Origin of the sequence: Sporosarcina trichiuri (genome assembly GCF_030406775.1) — a bacterium.
Taxonomy (GTDB): domain Bacteria; phylum Bacillota; class Bacilli; order Bacillales_A; family Planococcaceae; genus Sporosarcina; species Sporosarcina trichiuri.
Map to the genome: position 1 here is coordinate 33,007 of NZ_CP129119.1, position 16,746 is coordinate 49,752.

Here is a 16,746-nt window from a genome sequence, read left to right on the forward strand (position 1 = left end):
AAGGTCTGGGACATGCCTGTCCGCTCCGTCACTTGGAAAACGGACCGGCTCGGCAAAGCCGGAGAGACGGAAGCGGAAGTCGTCAACCCGGATCCGCTGAAGTATCCGATCAACAACGGGGCGGTCGTCCGGATCAAGGACGGCGACCAGAAAATTTTCTACGGCTTCGTCTTCAATGTGAAAGGCGGGCGGGAAGACACCGTTACCGTCAAAGCCTACGATCAGCTGAAGTATCTGATGTACAACGACACGTTCGTGAAAAAGAAAATGCCCGCTTCCCAGGCCATCACGGAGATCCTGAAAAAGTACAACTGCGTGGTCGGCAGTATTGCGGGTACGCGTGTCGTCCTTCCGGCTATCGTCGAGGACGATAAGAAAGCGCTGGATGTGATCACGCAGTATCTGGATAATACGCTGACGGCGACGAACAAGATTTACGTACTGTTCGACAACTTCGGCAAGGTGGACTTGATGCTTGCCGACAACATGCGGATCCGACCAGAAGACTTTTACATCGGCGAGGACAGTCTCCTCTACGATTACGAGTATGAAGCCTCCATCGATGACGACACCTACAACCAGATCAAGCTCGTCCGTGACAACGAAAAGAAGTCAAAGCGTGAAGTCTTCATCGCTAAAGACTCGAGCACCATCGCCAAGTGGGGCATGCTCCAGAAGTTCCGGAAAGTCGACGACAGCATGAAAGACGCAGCAGTCAAACAGCTGGCCGAGAATCTGCTGCAGCTTCACAACCGGGAGAAGAAGTCACTCAAGCTGTCTGCGATCGGCAACTGGCGAGTGCGAGCCGGGCGCTTCATGTACTTCCGCATCGATAAGTACGGCATCAACCGGTACTTCCTCATTGACGAGGTCGAGCATGAATGGAAAGAGGGTGTCCATACGATGGACCTGAAAGTGAGTGTGTTCTGATGGGCTTGCTCGAAACGATTAAACAGACGTCAACGAAAGCGGTGGCAGCCGGCAACCCGGCGCAAGTGCTGTACGGTACCGTTGAGAAAGCCGACCCGCTCGAGATCCGCATCCACGAAAAGCTGAAACTGACGGAAGAGTTCCTGGACGTGGCGAAGCATCTGACGCGCCATGAACGGGTTGTCAGCATCCAGTACGAAAACCCAAAGACCTGGACGAAAGCCGAAATCGGCGATGCCGACAAAACGACTTCGTCCAATCAAGGGTTCTCAAATTATGAAATGAAATACGCCAAGATGATTTTTGAAGACGGCTTGAAAATAGATGATCGAGTGGTGCTGCTCCGAATTCAAGGAGGGCACCGTTTTTATGTAATCGATCGATACCGGGAGGGAGAGAACGTATGGTCCTACCCCAAGGAGAAGTAATTGTCACAGACGAACTGGACGTCCAGTCGGAAGCTGACCTGCCGACGCTCACCTATAAGCTGGACTGGGAGCGCGGCCGGGTGACCGGCAAAATCGATCGCCGGGACGCCATGGAACAGGCCATCTACAAAGTGCTCCGCACCAAACGGTTTGCGCATCTGATTTATTCCGATGATTACGGGTTCGAAAACATGATCGGGCATGAGCGGCTGTTTGTACAGGGCGAACTGCCTCGGCGTATCAAGGAAGCGTTGCTGCAGGATGAGCGCATCACGGAGTTGCGGAACTTCCGGCTGGACTTTGAAAAAGACGAGGCATTTGTCTCGCTCACGGCCATCACGATCTACGGCGACGTGGACGTGCTGAGAGAGGCGGTGCCGTATGTTTGAACACTTGACGTTTGACGTCCTGCTTGAGCGCATGCTGGACCGTGTGCCGGACGATATTGACAAGCGTGAAGGTTCCGTTATCTATGACGCACTTGCCCCGACAGCGATGGAGCATGCCGAGCTGTATGCGGCGATGGATCTCCTGCTCCAGCGTACGTTCGCCGACTCGGCAGATGGGGATGACCTGACACGACGCGTCGCGGAGCACGGCGTCTTCCGTCGACTGGCTACAGCGGCCTTGCGGGAGGGAACGTTCACTGCGAAGGATGAGCCCTTCAGTGTCCCTGTCGGCAGTCGGTACAGCCTGAGTGGAATCATCTACACGGTTGTTGAGCGCCTGTCTCCACCAGGTCACTACAGTCTGCGGGCAGACGTAACCGGAGAAGCGGGGAACCAAGACTACGGTGAACTGGTTCCTGTCGACCAGGTAGACGGACTGGGGGGCGCAACACTTGGCCGTGTACTCATCCCCGGCCAAAACGAGGAATCAGATGAATCGCTCTATGCCCGCTACGAAGAACACCTGCGAGAGAAAGCGTTCGGCGGCAACCGGGCCGACTACAAGCATCGCATCCTCGAACAGCCAGGTGTCGGCGGTGTGCGTCTCTACCGGGCGCCTGCAGGCGGAGGAACGGTCGGTGCGACTATCATCAGCTCCGAGTACAAAGAGCCGACAGCGGAGCTTGTGGAAGCCGTACAGACGGCTATCGATCCGACCCCGTACACCGGCGACGGGTACGGTACGGCTCCGATCGGCCATGAGGTGCTGATCACCGGCGTCATCGGGGAGCCGGTCAACTTCTCGGCAACCCTGCAGCTGTCCGGTTCGACTCTCGGCCAGGTGGAGCCGCTCGTCAAGGAGACGATCGAATCGTACTTGGCCGAGCTCCGGAAAGAATGGGCGAGGAAAGACGATCCGCTGATTGTCCGACTCATCCAGATTGAAGCCCGGCTGTTGCAGATTGATGGCATCCAGGATATCCTGCAGTCCAGCTTGAATGGGCTGCCTCAGAACGTAGTGCTGGAAGATAATATTCCGGTGCTCGGGGAGGTGGTCTTGAATGAGTAGATTGTTGGATCATCTGCCTGCAGACTATCGCAAGATTCGGGAGTTCCGGAAGCTGTCCGGTTCAGTCTCGACGGAATACGATGCTGCGGATCGTGCGTTTGAGCAGGTCGAAAATGATCAGTTCATCACTTCGTCATCCGAACCAGCCATCGCTCGACGAGAGAAGCCTTTCGGTATTGTGCCAGACTTGACGGTAGAGACTCTGCCCTTTCGGAAACGTCGGCTGCTCGCCCGGATGCAGGAGAACGTCCCCTATGTGGTCGAGTATCTCCGGGAGCTGCTAGACAGTCTGCTCGGCGGTCGCTTGACCGAGATTGAACTGGACTCGCTGCTGTTTGAAATGGAAGTGCTGGTCTACGTGGAAAGTGCTTCCTTTTACCGCGAGGTCGAGAAGCTGCTGGAACGGATTGTCCCGTTGAACATTGACCTGACGGTCGCTGTATTGATGATCCGTGAAGTGATGGTCCTGCACTCTGCGGCTTATGCGTTCCGAGTGAAGCACAAACGGACGAACCGTTTCCGGACGGCAGCCATCCCCGGGGTGCTGCGGGAGAGCACTCAGGCGGTCTTGCATAGTGCAGATTATGCGTTCCGTGTCGAGCACCCTCGGACGAACCGGCTGAAGACACAGACGGTGCAAGGGTTGGTTGCCGACGAACAGCGGCTGTCGGCAGCTTGTGCAGGGTATGTCTTCCCTGCTCGCTTACCCGTCACCGGAAAACTAGTAGCAAGGAGTGAGAGCCGATGAGAGGCCTGCAGGAAATCGCTGTACAGGAAACACTGAATTACATCAGCAACATGATCAAGAGCGCGAAAGTGGTCATCGATGGCGTGGAGACCGAGTACCCGATCTGGAAGACAAAGTTTGCCGATCACACGGTCCGGAAGTACGTCAAGCTCGGCACGGAAGCCAAAGGGCTGATCACACGGGCCGCGCTGGTCGATGCACAAGGCCGAGAGTGGGCGGTCGAGGAATACAACTACGACAAACGGCAGGACTCGTTCATCCTTGCGTTTCCGTTCACCCAACTGATTGTCTCGAAAGAACCGGAGGTGTTTGAATAATGGTGCAGAAACTGGTCAATCCGTACGTCAAGACGGAATGGTTTGATGAAATCGAGGACCCGGTCACTGGTGAAATCCTCGAAGAAGGAACCGTCTTTACCGCTGAACGAGCGAACAATATCGAAGACGGAATCTATAATTCTTACGAGCGCACCATCCAAGCGGAGCGGGAACTGCAGCGAATCCGCGTCCAGCTGGATCTGAAAGAGCGGGCGAACAGTGAGCTGATTTTTTACGACACAATGGACGGTGAGGAGCCGCGGAAGATGGCTCTGGACACGGCACAGACTGTGGTGAAAGAAGCCCTGTCTGTCGGAGCAACCGTCCTCAACGTGGTCGATGCTTCGGCGTTCTCGCCGCTCACAGAAGTGACGGTCTTTGACGGAACGAACAGCGAGGACGCGATGATCACGGCCATTTCCGGCAACGCGATCACTGTCCAAGCGCTGACGAAAAGCTATGTAAAGGGAGCATTTATCGCCCGCACGAACGCTGTGATGGACACGGTCGCTCAGCGTCTGCAGCCGGGCCGCTGGGGAACGTACACAATTGATATGACGGAAGTCGTCTAAGCCAAGGAGGATGCTGTTTGATACGAGGCAAAAGAGATAGAACGCCAGGGGATATGGCGGTGTGCGCCAAAACGAAAGACCTGATCCGCTACACCATGCAGATCACCAACAACCCGCAGCGGTTCTCGAAGCGGGTCCGCTTTACACTGACCAATCGGCTGCAGGAAAAGGTTCTGCTGATGTACGAACAGCTGATTGAAGCAAACGAGCTGTATCCGGAGACGGCGGCCGATTTCAGGGAGCGACGCCGCCTGCAGCGGAAGACGCTTGCCCTTTGCAAGCAGGTCGCTTTCCTGATTGAGCTGTCACTGGATCAGAAACGAATCGAAGACCGGCAAGCCAGTCACTGGGCCGGTCTGGTGCACGACGTTCAAAGTTTAACAGCCAAGTGGATGCAGTCGGATTACCGGCGCTTCTCGGAGCTGGGCTGACCCAACGGGTACAGCCTGCAATGCGGAGCCGCGTTCCCCGAACGCCGCGAATTCGAACAACTCGCGTAACGTCAACTCTTCAGGCACGTTGAACAACAACAACGCCTACAATGGGAACAATGGCGTCCGTCCCGATCTGAATCCACTTGCCGACTGAGTAGGCTTCCGGGCCGAAAACACAAGATAGCTTTGACGATTCAAAGGAGGCTGTATCCGGCGCTACGGCGCGAACACATATTCACTGATGCGGAGGTTTTCATCTGAATATCAAAGCTAGAAACGGTGATGAGTTCGACCGCTTCTCCAGTTTCTCGAGCCTGTACCAAGCGTACAAGGACTCGAGAGCGGGCAAGCGCTGGAAAAATGCAACAAACCGTTTTGAGATCAATGCGCTGGCGGAACTGAAAAAGCTGGAGCGCGATCTGGCTGCCAGCCACTACCGGATGGGCGGGTACAACGTCTTCCGGATCTATGAACCAAAGGAACGCATCATCAAGTCCATCCAGTTCCGGGACAAGGTCGTTCAGCGTTCGCTCTGTGACAACGTCCTGGAGCCAGCGTTTGAGCGGTCTTTTATCTATGACAGCTACGCTTGCCGGAAAGGCAAAGGCACGCATGCAGGACTCAACCGGACCTGCGAGTTCCTCCGTCGCCATTACCGACAACATGGAACAGAAGGTTGGATCTTGAAGTGCGACATCGAGAAATACTTTGATTCCGTGCCGCATGAAATCTTGAAGAAGATGCTTCGGAAGTATATTCACGATGAACGGGTGCTCCACTTATTGGACGCCATCATCGATTCCGCCTCCGGAGATCGAGGGCTTCCACTCGGCAACCAGACAAGCCAGTGGCTGTCTATCCTCTTCCTCAATGATTTCGACCACTTCATCAAAGAGCGGCTCGGCGTCAAAATGTATATTCGATATATGGACGATTTCGTTCTAATCCATCCGGACAAGAAGTTTCTGCAGGACTGCAAAAGGGCCATCATCGACTACCTGGGCGGCCTGGAACTGGAATTGAACGGAAAGTCGCATATCTTCCCGCTGAAGAATGGCGCAGACTTCCTCGGTTTCCACCTGTATCTGACGGAAACCGGAAAGGTCATTCGAAAGGTTCGGCATGACAGCATCAAACGGATCAAGCGAAAGCTGAAGAAATTCAAAGTCTTGTATGAAACCGGCGTCATGTCACAGGAAGACATCGAGCAGGCATACGGCAGCTGGAAAGCGCATGTCGCACATGCGAACAGTTACTACCTGATCGAAGAAATGGACAAGCGCTTCCATCGAATTTTTGAAGGGGATGAACTGAATGGCACAACTATTGAGCGCACTGCCCGTCGGGGCAAAGGTGAAAGACCCCGCCTCGACGTATCACGGCAAACCGTTAATCTGGCAAGTCGCGGATAAAAATCACGCCGGGTATCCGGCAAGCTCTGTCACACTCCTCACCGAGAAGATTATCTCGGTTAAGGCGTTTGACGCCAAGGAGCCGACGAACGCGGACGCTAACCGAAAATCTTACGGGAACAACCGCTACAAGGATTCCAATCTGCGGCAGTGGCTGAATAAGGACACGATGTCCTGGTACGCCGCACAGCACGGAGCGGATGCGCCGCCGAACACCGCCGGTGTCTCGACCGATCCGTACGATACGGAGAAAGGGTTCCTCGCGAACTTCTCAAAAGCGTTTCGGGATCGTATCTTGCCGACTGCGTTGACAGTGGCGCGGAACACCGTCACAGACGGCGGGGGCAGTGAATCTGTCACCGACAAGGTGTTCCTGCTGTCGAATACGGAAGTCGGACTGGCGAACGAGAACAGTATCGCCGAGGGCAGTAAGCTGGCACTGTTCACGACAGACGCTTCCCGGGTCGCCAAGCCGACAGCTGAAGCTGTGTCGAACGCGGTCTATACGAACGCTTCGTTCAACGCGTCTGCCGGATGGTACTGGTGGCTCCGTTCCCCGTACGCCGCGAATTCGGGCAGCTCGCGTGTCGTCAACTCTTCGGGCGCGTTGAACAACTACTTCGCCTACTATGGGTACGGTGGCGTCCGTCCCGCTTTGAATCTGCCATCTGAAATCCGAGTATCGGATTCTCCGGATACAGATGGGGCCTATGTACTCACATTTAATGCACCTCCGACGGTCACCTTGGACGAGCCCGACGGCCGCACCTTGTACGAGGGAGATACGGTCAACCTGACCGGTCAAGCGGTTGATACGGACGCAGGAGACGTCGTCAGCGTCAAATACTCCGTCGATAACGGCACAGAGCGCACTCTAGCTGCTGGGGTCTCAGACGGCAGCACGCCCGTACCGTACAGCAAGACGCTGAAGTTCTCGAACAGCAAGCTTCTGGACGGCGCTACGGCTGTCACAGACGCTCTGGCTGAAGGAGTTGCACATACGCTGCGCGTCTGGGCGGAAGACGACAAAGGTGGAAAATCGACCGTCCTGACCCGCACGTTCCACATCGTTGCGAATCGTCCGCCGACCATCCAAGTGGATGCGTTCGAACGGAAGACCGGTGTCATCGAGTCCGAGCTGATTACGGTCTCCGGCTCCGTCAACGATCCGGACGGCAACGACGTCACGCTGCGCTACAAGCTCAACGGCGGCAGCTTCGTCCAGGTCTACTCCGGCGCTTCCGGACCGTTCAGCTTCACACTACCGGTCAGCTCCCTCATCGACGGTGCGAACACGCTGACGCTCCAGGCGCTCGATACGTACAACTTCACGGCGCAGAAGTCGTTCCGGATCCAGCGCGACTTCGCAGGCGCAGAACTCGCTGAAGCGGTAGCTCGGTACAAACTGCTGCCGTCCACTGGTGAAGCATCTGGTCTTGTCACGTGGATCGAGCGAGACACGACTGGAACCTTGTCAGCCGAAATCTCCATGACGGATGAAGCCGCGGCAGAGTCCTTCCAAGCGATGCCGAACACCAACTCGGTGGAGCTGATCAGCGGGCTGACAGAAGACGAGTTCGATCACGTCGAGCTGGCACCGAAAAAGAAAATCCTGTTGAAGCTGACGTCGACCAAAGCAATCGCGAAAGTATCCGGCGCCTTCCAGGCGTAAGAAAGGGTGACGATGATGGCAGAACCATTAGTGACTCGCAAGCGCCTCCCGGACGGTACGTTCGGTGGGCCCGAGAAGCACTTTGCTTCCAGCGGCGAGACCAGCAAAGAGCGGATGGAACGGCTCGATGCCGACAACGCAACGCTGGTATACGAGAACATGATGAAAGACTTGAAAATCGAAGAGTTGTCAGACGGCCAAGCCGATCTGATCTACCAACTGATGCAGAAAGGTGTGTTGTAAAATGGATTGGTTTAAAACGGTGAAGCGTTTCTATCCGAAATACTGGACGGCGTCGATGGTCGGGGATGCGGTGATCGCCAAAAAGATCACCGAGGAAGAATATAAAGAGATTGTCGGGGTCGAATACCCGAACATTCCAGAAGAGACTCAATAATGAAAGGCGCCTTCCCTGGCGTCTTTTTCTTTTTGCAGATCCAGTCGCAATAGGGGGTTCAACATGAGTGAGAATTGGAAAATGGAGCGTCTGGAGAAAGAGCTGTCCCGCCAGGAGAACAGGCTCGATCGTCAAGACGAGAGGCTCGATAAGCTGGAAGTGTTTATGGTGAAAACCATCGAGCAGCTCAAGACGATCTTCGAGCGTCTGAAAGAGATTGAGAAGACTAGCAAGTGGGTCTCTCAATCTTTTTTCTATCTGATCCTGTCCGGCGTTATCGGCGCCGGCTTCTTTTTCTTCCAGTGGCTTATCACATCGAGGTGACCTAATGAACAAGGAACAAGAGCTGGAACAACTGGTGCAGGAAGTCAAAGCGATTACCATCAACGTGCCGCCGCTGTTCGAGCTGTTCGTGACACTCTTCAGCATCCTGACATCGATCGTACTGTTTGCCTATCCGGATATGATCTACAGCTATCCGGCACGGTTGTACACGCACATGATGTACCTGATGCCGCAGTACGTGTGGGCGTTGTGCTTTTTTGTCGCCTGTCTGCTCAAAGCCGTCGGCCTGCTGGTCGGCATCAACTGGCTGCGCATCGTCGGGCTGCTTGGCAGTGCGGCGCTCTACATCGCACTGACCGTCTGTTATGCGATTGACTTCCCGAGTCTCGGAGCGATCACGTTCTCCTGCATGACGATTTTTACGATTTTGAGCATCCCGCTCGTCAAGCATACGACGATCCGACACAAGGCAGAGTGAGACCAAAAGACTACAGGTTCACCGTCAACAATGTCAACAAACCTTTGTCGACGGTGAAAAGTTTGTTGACGCTAATCTGCCCAGCGTCAACAATGTCAACAAACTTTTTCGTATTGTTGACACCTATTGTTGACGCCTTCAAGCCTTGGGGCTGTAGGGCTCAACCCCTACCGTCAACAATGTCAACAATATATACTATAAAGTAGTATCAATATAAGAGATTAAGGGCGCGTATACCCGTATATACGTATAGGGCGCCTTTAATCTCTTATTTCCATACAGAAGGTGAGAAAGTGCGTTGACATGGTTGACATGGTTGACGCCTATTTTCTTCCATAGGGTAACCGGGACGTTTTGCCTGGTCTGCGCCACGGCACTATGAAAAGGAGTGAGGAAATGACAGCTGATAAGCTGAAACAGTATATCGGATTGTTCGGAGGGCTGCTGTCGGCAGTCCTTTTGTTTTTGGGGACTCTCAATGTCCAGTTTGAGTGGTTCAACGTGGACAGCATCGATGCCTTTATCGGGGTGCTGATTGCTGCCGTACCATTCATCTTGTTGATTTACGGTGTGTACAAGAACAGCTACATCGTGACGGATAAAGCGAAGAAGCAGGAGAACGAACTGAAGCGCAGGGGGTTGAAGTGAGATGCTCACAATCAAAAATCATCTCGTCACACCATCCATCGCCAGCCGGGTGACATCGCCTGGCCGCAACACCTGCGAGTACATCACCGTCCACGAGACAGACAACACAAGCCGCGGAGCAGACGCAAACGCTCACGCCCGGCTGCAGGCGTCCGGAAACAGCCGGCAGGCATCCTGGCACATCACTGTGGACGACAAGCAGGCCATCCGCTCATTCGACGACTCGGCCATCTGCTGGCATGCCGGAGCAAAGGCGCCGCGGGTATCCGGCAATCCACGCTCGATCGGCATCGAAATCTGCGTCAATGCGGGTGGTAACTATGGACAGGCTGTTGAAAATGCCGCGCAAGTGGTCGCGCAGCTGATGCAGGCGCACAATATCCCGATCGGGAAAGTCGTGCAGCATAATCACTGGTCCGGCAAAAACTGTCCGCGGCACTTACGGGCGGACGACCGTGCAGTCAGCTGGGGTAACTTTAAGAGCAAGGTGTCAGCGTACCTATCCGGCAGCACATCCACAGCGGCCACAGGCGGCGCTTGGCACATCGAGTACGGCGACAGTGGGGCGAGAGTGCTCGAACTGCAAAAGGCGCTGAATACGCTCGGCTACAAGGTCGCAGAGGACAGCCAGTTCGGTCCTTCGTTGAAAGCGGCACTGATGGCCTGGCAGAAGGCCGAGGGGCTGACGATCGATGGTATGTACGGACCGACCGGACAGAAGAAGATGGCCGAATGCCTGGCCGCGAAAAAGAAGGAGGAGACTCCATTGAGCGAACAGAAAAATGCCGCACCGTCAAAGTCACTGGCTGCAGACGTAGCCCGCGCGAAGGAACTGGGCATCACAGACGGCACATACCCGCATCGCCCGGCGACCCGCGAGGAAGTGGCCGCGATGATCGTGCGTGCCGTTGATAAGAAGTAAACAGGAAAGCCCTCTCATCCATATCGGACGGGAGGGCTTTTTTTTTTTATTTATTCCATTGCCGTATCACAAACTCACTCACCGTATCCTGCACCCGCTCCGCACCGACTCGCACCTCATCCACGAGATAGGAGAGCAGGGCTGCATACGAGATTCGCTCACTATACGGATTGTCGGCATTGATGTACTTCAGCACTCGCCGCAGGTCCCGCATCCGTTCCTCATCCACATTCTCTTCCAGGTAACTCCGCACGAAGTCATTGACGAAATCCACATCCCGCACCGTCGCATCGATCAGCAGGGCAGCCGCGCGGGAGACAGAGCAGCCCATCGCATAGGCGACACCCTCCAGATCGTTGTACATATCCTGCGTCACTCGCGTGGAGATGCGGACCGTCTTCCCGGATGCACCCCGGCGACCGACCGGCACTCGGTCTGGATCGCCCAAGTAAACGACCTGCCCAACGCGGACATCCCTCAAAAAATATTGCGACAGGTGACTGAGTGGCCGTTTGCGTTTGGACCCGTCCAGCAGCACCGCTTCGATGACATCCTTGACCGGGGTATCCGTGATGAACGACAGGCGATAGATGCAGTCACGCAAATCGAGGGGCACTGTCGGTTTGACATCCCTCTTCTTATCGCTGCGGATCTTCCTCTCCCCCACCACTTTTCCTCCTCAAATCACGTTTTATTCCCTGTACAGTGTCCTTGTGTACCAGGGATATCACTATACGGCAGCAGGGGAGGGGATATGCTCACTTCTTTGGTTTCTTCTTTTTCTTCAGCGGAATGCCATATTTGTTGGCGTTCTTGATGATAGTTGCTGCCGTTTCCTTCTTACTCATGCCGATCACTCCTTTTCGAGTAATCTGCCCTGTCCAGGAATATTTTATACACGGCTGCCGTAGGATGTATTACCAACGCAATACACAGCAGCCGGCAGGGGCCGGATTTATTACCTGCGTAATACATGGGAGGTTTTATAGATGAGCAAATTGATCCTCGGCATCGATGCTGGCAACCACACCGCAAAGGTAGCAGGGCCATATGGGATGGACTCGTATCGCACAGCAATCTGTGACTGGTTCGAGCGAGACATCGTAGAGTCGCACGGCGCGGACGATATGGAGTTTGAAATTGACGGCCGAAGAGGGTACGCGGGCACCATCGCTGTTTACGAAGATGAGTTCGGCGGAACAGGGATGTACGGTGACACAAAAGCACATGAGGACACAAAGATTCGTGTGCTGCTCGCCATCTATCGATACGGCCAGAAGTACGGAATCGACATTTCAGAAGTTGCGGTAGTAACGGGGCAGCCGATCGTCTCGCATAAACCGGCCGAGAAGACGGCCATATCGGAAATGCTCACAGGAACGCACAGCCTGACTGTCAATGGGTACGAGACAGCTATCACCATTACTGATGTCGGCATAGCAGCAGAGGGGGCAGGGGCGTTCTGGGCGGCTCCTGCAGGTGGCACAATCCGTGTGATCGATGTCGGCAGCGGTACGGTCAATGCGGCCAGTATCGTCGATAAACGGTACATCAACAATGCCAGTGATACGTTCAACTTTGGTATGGAAACGGTCAACAACAAAAACGATCTGGCCGCAGTTGCCCGTGCGATCGCGCGAAACACGTCCCGGCTAAAGTGGCACCGCAATGATCGTGTGCTGTTGTGTGGAGGGATTGCGGCGGATCTGTACCCCCACATCCAGACGCACTATGGGGCCGCCGAATTGATGCATCCTGTGTTGCAGGAGGGTAATCATGTAACGGTCGCAGAACCTGTCTTCGCAAACGCCATCGGTTTCTACAAGCTAGCCCGGATGAGTTTTGCATGAGTCGGCGGATCAAGCCGGTCAGTTTTAGCCTGGTCAGCGAGTACGATGCCCGACTGCTTGCCTATGCAGAGGATCCAGCACGGGGGAATTTTAGTCAGTATGTCAAGCGGCTCATAGATGCTGATATATCTAAAGGGTCCCAGTCGGCGGAGATGGTTGCTGCGGTTGCACCTCCGGCCCGTCCGGCACCGGTTGCCCAGGAGGATGATCGAGATGCGATGAGTGGGTTTCTATAGGAAAAAGCCGTCTGCTTATGCAAACGGCTTGTCGAAATATGTTGCTGGAAAGTGTCAACACATGTCGAGTGCGTGGCCCGGATCGAGCTGCGGTAAATCGTCGTCAGCAGGGTGATGAGATTCGTTTAAGTCGTAAGATGTATATGCAGTCCTCCAGGCGAATCAGCCTGGAGGATTTTTAGTTTCAATTTATGAAACAGAAATATGCTCGATTTCTACCGTCTGGTCTGCCCCATTAAGCACCATCCGCTCAAGTCATGAAACCGATATGGTAGGGTATACAGAAACGAATGATTAAACATGAAGGGAACGGGATCAATCCATGGCAAATGCCAAAGACGAAATCATCCTCAAAGGGCTCAAAGAAAACAATCTGAAAAACATCGACCTGACGATACCGAAAGAGAAGATCGTCGTGTTCACCGGGCTGTCCGGTTCCGGCAAGAGCTCGGTCGTGTTCGATACACTGGCGACGGAAAGCCGGCGGCAGATGACGATGAACTACCCGCTCTATGTCCGGAACCAGATGCCGCGGTACGAACGGCCGCAGGCGGATCTGATGCAGAATTTGAGCCCGGTCGTCGTCGTGGAGCAGAAGCCGATCGGCAGCAGCACCCGGTCGACGGTCGGGACGTACATGGATATCCATCCGCTGATCCGGCTGCTGTTTTCGCGGATCGGCCAGCCGGCGATCGGGTCCGCGACGGACTTCTCGAGCCAGAGCTCGTTCGGACGGTGCCCGGAGTGCAAAGGGTTCGGCCAAGTCGTCGCGCCGGACGTCAACAAGCTCGTCGATTTCAATAAATCGCTGCGGGAACGTGCGGTGCAGTTCAAGCCATTGTCGCCGACCGGCTGGCAGGGCCACTGGATGATGACATGCGGACTGTTCGACCCCGATCTGCCGCTGAAGGACTATCCGGAGGAGACGCTTGAACTGTTCCTCTACGGTCCGCCGGAAGGGGAACGGGTCAATGCGCCGTTCCATACGAAGGACGGCCCGCACAAAGCCGATTGGGACGGCCTGCTGCCGCGCTTCACACGGGTGTACATCAACCGGGATATCTCCAAGCTGAAAACGCTGACCGAAGAGGATGTCCTCGCGATGACGACCCAGGCTCCGTGCAAGACGTGTCAGGGATCCGGCCTTAATCCGGAAGTGCTGGCCAGTAAAATCAACGGCCTGAACATCGCGGACTACGACCAGCTCGAGCTGCCGGAACTCCTCCGGGAACTCGAGGCCATCCAGGAGCCGATGGGGAAATCGATCGCTCGGCAGGCAATTCCGTACGTGACACAGCTGATCGACATGGGCTTGGGCTATCTGAGCCTTTCCCGGAAAATGGCTACGCTGTCTGGCGGGGAAGGCCAGCGGGTGAAGATTGCCCGCCATCTTGGCAGCAGCCTGAACAATATGACGTATATCTTCGATGAACCGAGCGCGGGACTCCATCCGAGTGAAGGGGAGCTGCTGATCCACATGCTGCAGCGCATCAAACAGCAGCATAATACCGTCATCGTCATCGAACACAACCTGGCTGTCATCCAGATGGCGGATGAAATCATCGAGATGGGGCCGGGTGCCGGCGCGAATGGCGGGGAAGTGATCTACGCAGGTCCTCTCGCAGGCATGACGGAGTCCCCGACCGCACTCGCACTGCAGCACAAACTGAGGGTCAACGGACACCCGAGGGAGCGGACGGGCAGCTATTCCATCCAGGGAGCGTCGACCAACAATCTGCGGAACGTGGACATCCGGATTCCAAAAGGCGTCTTTGTCTCGGTCTGCGGAGTCTCCGGTTCGGGGAAAAGTTCCTTGATACTCGACGCCTTCAAAAGCCGTTATCCCGAATCGATCACCGTGGGGCAAGGCGGGATCGGAACCTCCAGCCGTTCCACGATGGCGACGTACATGGGCATTATGGATGACATTCGCCACACATTCGCAAAAGCGACGGGGCAGCCGGCGGGACTGTTCAGCTTCAACTCACTCGGCGCCTGTCCCGTCTGCAAAGGGAAGGGTGTGCTGACGCCGGAAGTGGCGTTTGCGGATCCAGTGACGATTCCTTGTGAAGCGTGCGGCGGCACTAGATACTCGGACGAAGCGCTGTCCTACCGGTATGAAGGGAAAAACATCATCGAAATCCTGGCTTTGACAATCGACGAAGCCGGTGACTATTTCACGCAGCCGAAGATCCTGAACCGGGTGAAGACGCTCCGAGATGTCGGACTCGGCTACCTGACGCTCGGCCAGACGACCAGTTCCCTGAGCGGCGGGGAGATCCAGCGGCTCAAGCTCGCGAGCCAGCTGCAGAAGGAAGGCCAGATCTATTTGCTGGATGAACCTTCGTCCGGATTGCACGCAGACGACCGGGAGAAACTGCTCGACGTCTTTCAGAAGCTTGTGGAGCGGGGGAACACGGTCATCATCATCGAACACAATCTGGACCTGCTCGCAGCGAGCGACTGGATCATCGAGATGGGTCCCGGCGGCGGCAAACAAGGCGGCTCCGTAATGTTTGAAGGAACTCCGGCCGACATGCTGAAAGCGGACACAGCCACGGCAAGATGGCTGCGGGAAGCTGTGGAGGCATAAGGTTGATGGTGATGCGAGAGGGATCTTTCACTTTTTCATTCCATAAATTGAAAATTTACATTGCGTCCCGGATGAATGTGGCGTACTATGGTTTTTATGCGGTTGCTCAGGTAAATCCTGTGATATCCGTATAAAATACCATATACAGGGGTTTATATTAATGAAAAGACTAAACTATTTGATTTTATCGGCAATGATGATCTTGCTGGCCGGCTGTACCGATTCAGGAGATACGATGCAATCGGACGAGCAGAAGATTTCACAAGAGCAGACGGCCGCCGTAACAAATACAGATCAAAACGAAACACCCGTTACAGCTCCTGCGGAGGAGCCGGCTTCCGGTGAACCGGAAGAGGAAGAACCTGCAGCAGAAGAGCCCAAAGCGGAGGAACCGCCCGCCCAGCCGGAAGAGGAACGGTTCGCCGGATACCACCTGATCGACGTTGACGGCGGAGACCTCTCGGGGACACGTGAACCGAATACGGTCGTCGATATCGGATACGGGGACCGGGAATATTGGGGATTCACGAACGAACATGGGCAGCTGGTGCGTGTCACGGCGGACGAGATTATCCCGCAGGACGACAGCAACGAATCGGTAACATCATCCGGCAGATATTATTCCGATGAAGCCAAGGTCCCTGGCGTGGAAAGTCCCGTGCTGGATGAAGGGCATGTCATCGCCGATTCCCTGGGCGGCGTCTCCAATGCGTATAACATCACCCCGCAGGACAGTGTGCTCAACCGGCATGGCGACCAGGCCTATATGGAAAAAGTGATCCGTACAGCGGGCGGTGCGACGGACTTCGAAGCGATCATCACCTACCCGGATACGGAGACCCAGATCCCATCCCATTACCATTACACCTATACGGTGAAAGGCAACCAGGTCACCGAGGATTTTGACAATGAAAACCCGGACAGTGTGAACGAATCGCTCGGATTGACGGGCAATGGCGGGACGGCACCGAAAAACGAATCACAGCCATCTGCTCCATCCACGCCTTCGGCACCAGCTGCCCCTTCTTCCGAAGAAGGGGATCTCTCCAGCGTGGACGCAAACGGGAACGGCATGGTGACCATCGCCGAAGCGAAAGCGGCCGGCTTCAGTATGCCGATCACGAGCGACCACTGGTTATACAAATACATGCGGGACAACGACCACGACGGCATGGTGGGAGAATGATCGATGCTGCTCTGCAAACCGCAAGCCGGGAACCGGTGACGGATCCGGGTGACACGACTGCTGAGGAAACACGATGAATATAAACATATATGCCGCCTGGCTGCAGTCCAGGCGGCCTTTTCAGTTCCTATAACCTCTGCCAATACAGCTGGACATACAGAAAATTGCAGTCTGAAGGTT

21 protein-coding genes are annotated in these 16,746 nt (G+C 55.1%); 20 read left to right on the top strand and 1 reads right to left on the bottom strand.

Translation table 11 applies throughout. From position 1 onward, the window contains the following. The first annotated feature begins 12 nt into the window (after window positions 1-12). The 17 genes from QWT68_RS00225 to QWT68_RS00300 all read left to right on the top strand — a co-directional run bounded on the left by QWT68_RS00225 (window position 13) and on the right by QWT68_RS00300 (window position 10,701). Window positions 13-930 (top strand): XkdQ/YqbQ family protein, encoded by a 918-nt coding sequence (locus QWT68_RS00225; RefSeq protein WP_290148944.1) that lies wholly within the window; start codon window positions 13-15, stop codon window positions 928-930. Beyond that, on the top strand, window positions 930-1,358 hold the full coding sequence (locus QWT68_RS00230) for a DUF2577 domain-containing protein (RefSeq protein WP_290148945.1): 429 nt from the start codon (window positions 930-932) through the stop codon (window positions 1,356-1,358). Before QWT68_RS00225 ends, QWT68_RS00230 begins: the two co-directional genes overlap by 1 nt. Further along, window positions 1,334-1,747, top strand: a complete 414-nt coding sequence (locus QWT68_RS00235; RefSeq protein ID WP_290148947.1) for a DUF2634 domain-containing protein — start codon at window positions 1,334-1,336, stop codon at window positions 1,745-1,747. The genes QWT68_RS00230 and QWT68_RS00235 overlap by 25 nt, the downstream gene beginning before the upstream one ends. Then, the gene (locus QWT68_RS00240; protein ID WP_290148948.1) at window positions 1,740-2,816 is read left to right on the top strand and encodes a baseplate J/gp47 family protein; all 1,077 of its coding nucleotides are present in this window, start codon (window positions 1,740-1,742) and stop codon (window positions 2,814-2,816) included. Before QWT68_RS00235 ends, QWT68_RS00240 begins: the two co-directional genes overlap by 8 nt. After that, complete coding sequence (locus QWT68_RS00245) at window positions 2,809-3,564, top strand: putative phage tail protein (protein WP_290148950.1); 756 nt, start codon at window positions 2,809-2,811, stop codon at window positions 3,562-3,564. The genes QWT68_RS00240 and QWT68_RS00245 overlap by 8 nt, the downstream gene beginning before the upstream one ends. Continuing rightward, window positions 3,561-3,881 carry a hypothetical protein gene (locus QWT68_RS00250; protein ID WP_290148952.1) on the top strand — a complete coding sequence of 107 codons (321 nt, stop codon included), beginning with the start codon at window positions 3,561-3,563 and terminating at the stop codon, window positions 3,879-3,881. The genes QWT68_RS00245 and QWT68_RS00250 overlap by 4 nt, the downstream gene beginning before the upstream one ends. Continuing rightward, a complete protein-coding gene (locus QWT68_RS00255) occupies window positions 3,881-4,453 on the top strand; it encodes a hypothetical protein (protein ID WP_290148954.1) in 573 nt (190 codons plus the stop codon). Before QWT68_RS00250 ends, QWT68_RS00255 begins: the two co-directional genes overlap by 1 nt. A 17-nt stretch (window positions 4,454-4,470) precedes the next feature. Further along, window positions 4,471-4,884, top strand: a complete 414-nt coding sequence (locus QWT68_RS00260; RefSeq protein WP_290148955.1) for a four helix bundle protein — start codon at window positions 4,471-4,473, stop codon at window positions 4,882-4,884. Beyond that, window positions 4,856-5,041 carry a DUF6273 domain-containing protein gene (locus QWT68_RS15635; protein ID WP_488803641.1) on the top strand — a complete coding sequence of 62 codons (186 nt, stop codon included), beginning with the start codon at window positions 4,856-4,858 and terminating at the stop codon, window positions 5,039-5,041. Before QWT68_RS00260 ends, QWT68_RS15635 begins: the two co-directional genes overlap by 29 nt. 286 nt (window positions 5,042-5,327) lie before the next feature. Next, a complete protein-coding gene (locus QWT68_RS00265) occupies window positions 5,328-6,299 on the top strand; it encodes a reverse transcriptase/maturase family protein (protein WP_290148956.1) in 972 nt (323 codons plus the stop codon). Continuing rightward, window positions 6,202-7,971: a DUF6273 domain-containing protein gene (locus tag QWT68_RS00270; protein WP_290148958.1), complete on the top strand. Its 1,770-nt coding sequence runs from the start codon at window positions 6,202-6,204 to the stop codon at window positions 7,969-7,971. The genes QWT68_RS00265 and QWT68_RS00270 overlap by 98 nt, the downstream gene beginning before the upstream one ends. 15 nt (window positions 7,972-7,986) lie before the next feature. Beyond that, complete coding sequence (locus QWT68_RS00275; RefSeq protein ID WP_290148960.1) at window positions 7,987-8,214, top strand: hypothetical protein; 228 nt, start codon at window positions 7,987-7,989, stop codon at window positions 8,212-8,214. Window position 8,215: 1 nt separating this feature from the next. Continuing rightward, window positions 8,216-8,368, top strand: coding sequence for an XkdX family protein (locus QWT68_RS00280; protein WP_290148961.1), 153 nt, complete (start codon window positions 8,216-8,218; stop codon window positions 8,366-8,368). 63 nt (window positions 8,369-8,431) lie between these two features. Next, window positions 8,432-8,692, top strand: coding sequence for a hemolysin XhlA family protein (locus QWT68_RS00285; protein WP_290148963.1), 261 nt, complete (start codon window positions 8,432-8,434; stop codon window positions 8,690-8,692). A 4-nt stretch (window positions 8,693-8,696) separates the two neighbouring features. Next, on the top strand, window positions 8,697-9,131 hold the full coding sequence (locus QWT68_RS00290; RefSeq protein WP_290148965.1) for a hypothetical protein: 435 nt from the start codon (window positions 8,697-8,699) through the stop codon (window positions 9,129-9,131). 396 nt (window positions 9,132-9,527) lie between these two features. Continuing rightward, a complete protein-coding gene (locus tag QWT68_RS00295) occupies window positions 9,528-9,779 on the top strand; it encodes a phage holin (RefSeq protein ID WP_290148966.1) in 252 nt (83 codons plus the stop codon). Between the two features lies 1 nt (window position 9,780). Then, window positions 9,781-10,701: a peptidoglycan recognition protein family protein gene (locus tag QWT68_RS00300; protein WP_290148967.1), complete on the top strand. Its 921-nt coding sequence runs from the start codon at window positions 9,781-9,783 to the stop codon at window positions 10,699-10,701. A gap of 46 nt (window positions 10,702-10,747) precedes the next feature. Here the strand turns inward: QWT68_RS00300 and QWT68_RS00305 are convergent, their stop codons facing one another. Then, window positions 10,748-11,368: a hypothetical protein gene (locus QWT68_RS00305; RefSeq protein WP_290148968.1), complete on the bottom strand. Its 621-nt coding sequence runs from the start codon at window positions 11,366-11,368 to the stop codon at window positions 10,748-10,750. 322 nt (window positions 11,369-11,690) lie between these two features. Here QWT68_RS00305 and QWT68_RS00310 point away from each other — a divergent pair, with 322 nt between their 5' ends. The 3 genes from QWT68_RS00310 (at window position 11,691) to QWT68_RS00320 (ending at window position 16,566) form a co-directional block, all read left to right on the top strand. Then, on the top strand, window positions 11,691-12,551 hold the full coding sequence (locus QWT68_RS00310) for a ParM/StbA family protein (RefSeq protein WP_290148969.1): 861 nt from the start codon (window positions 11,691-11,693) through the stop codon (window positions 12,549-12,551). Between the two features lie 558 nt (window positions 12,552-13,109). Further along, window positions 13,110-15,380, top strand: coding sequence for an ATP-binding cassette domain-containing protein (locus QWT68_RS00315; protein WP_290148970.1), 2,271 nt, complete (start codon window positions 13,110-13,112; stop codon window positions 15,378-15,380). Window positions 15,381-15,540: 160 nt separating this feature from the next. Beyond that, window positions 15,541-16,566, top strand: a complete 1,026-nt coding sequence (locus QWT68_RS00320) for a DNA/RNA non-specific endonuclease (protein WP_290148972.1) — start codon at window positions 15,541-15,543, stop codon at window positions 16,564-16,566. Window positions 16,567-16,746: the final 180 nt, after the last annotated feature.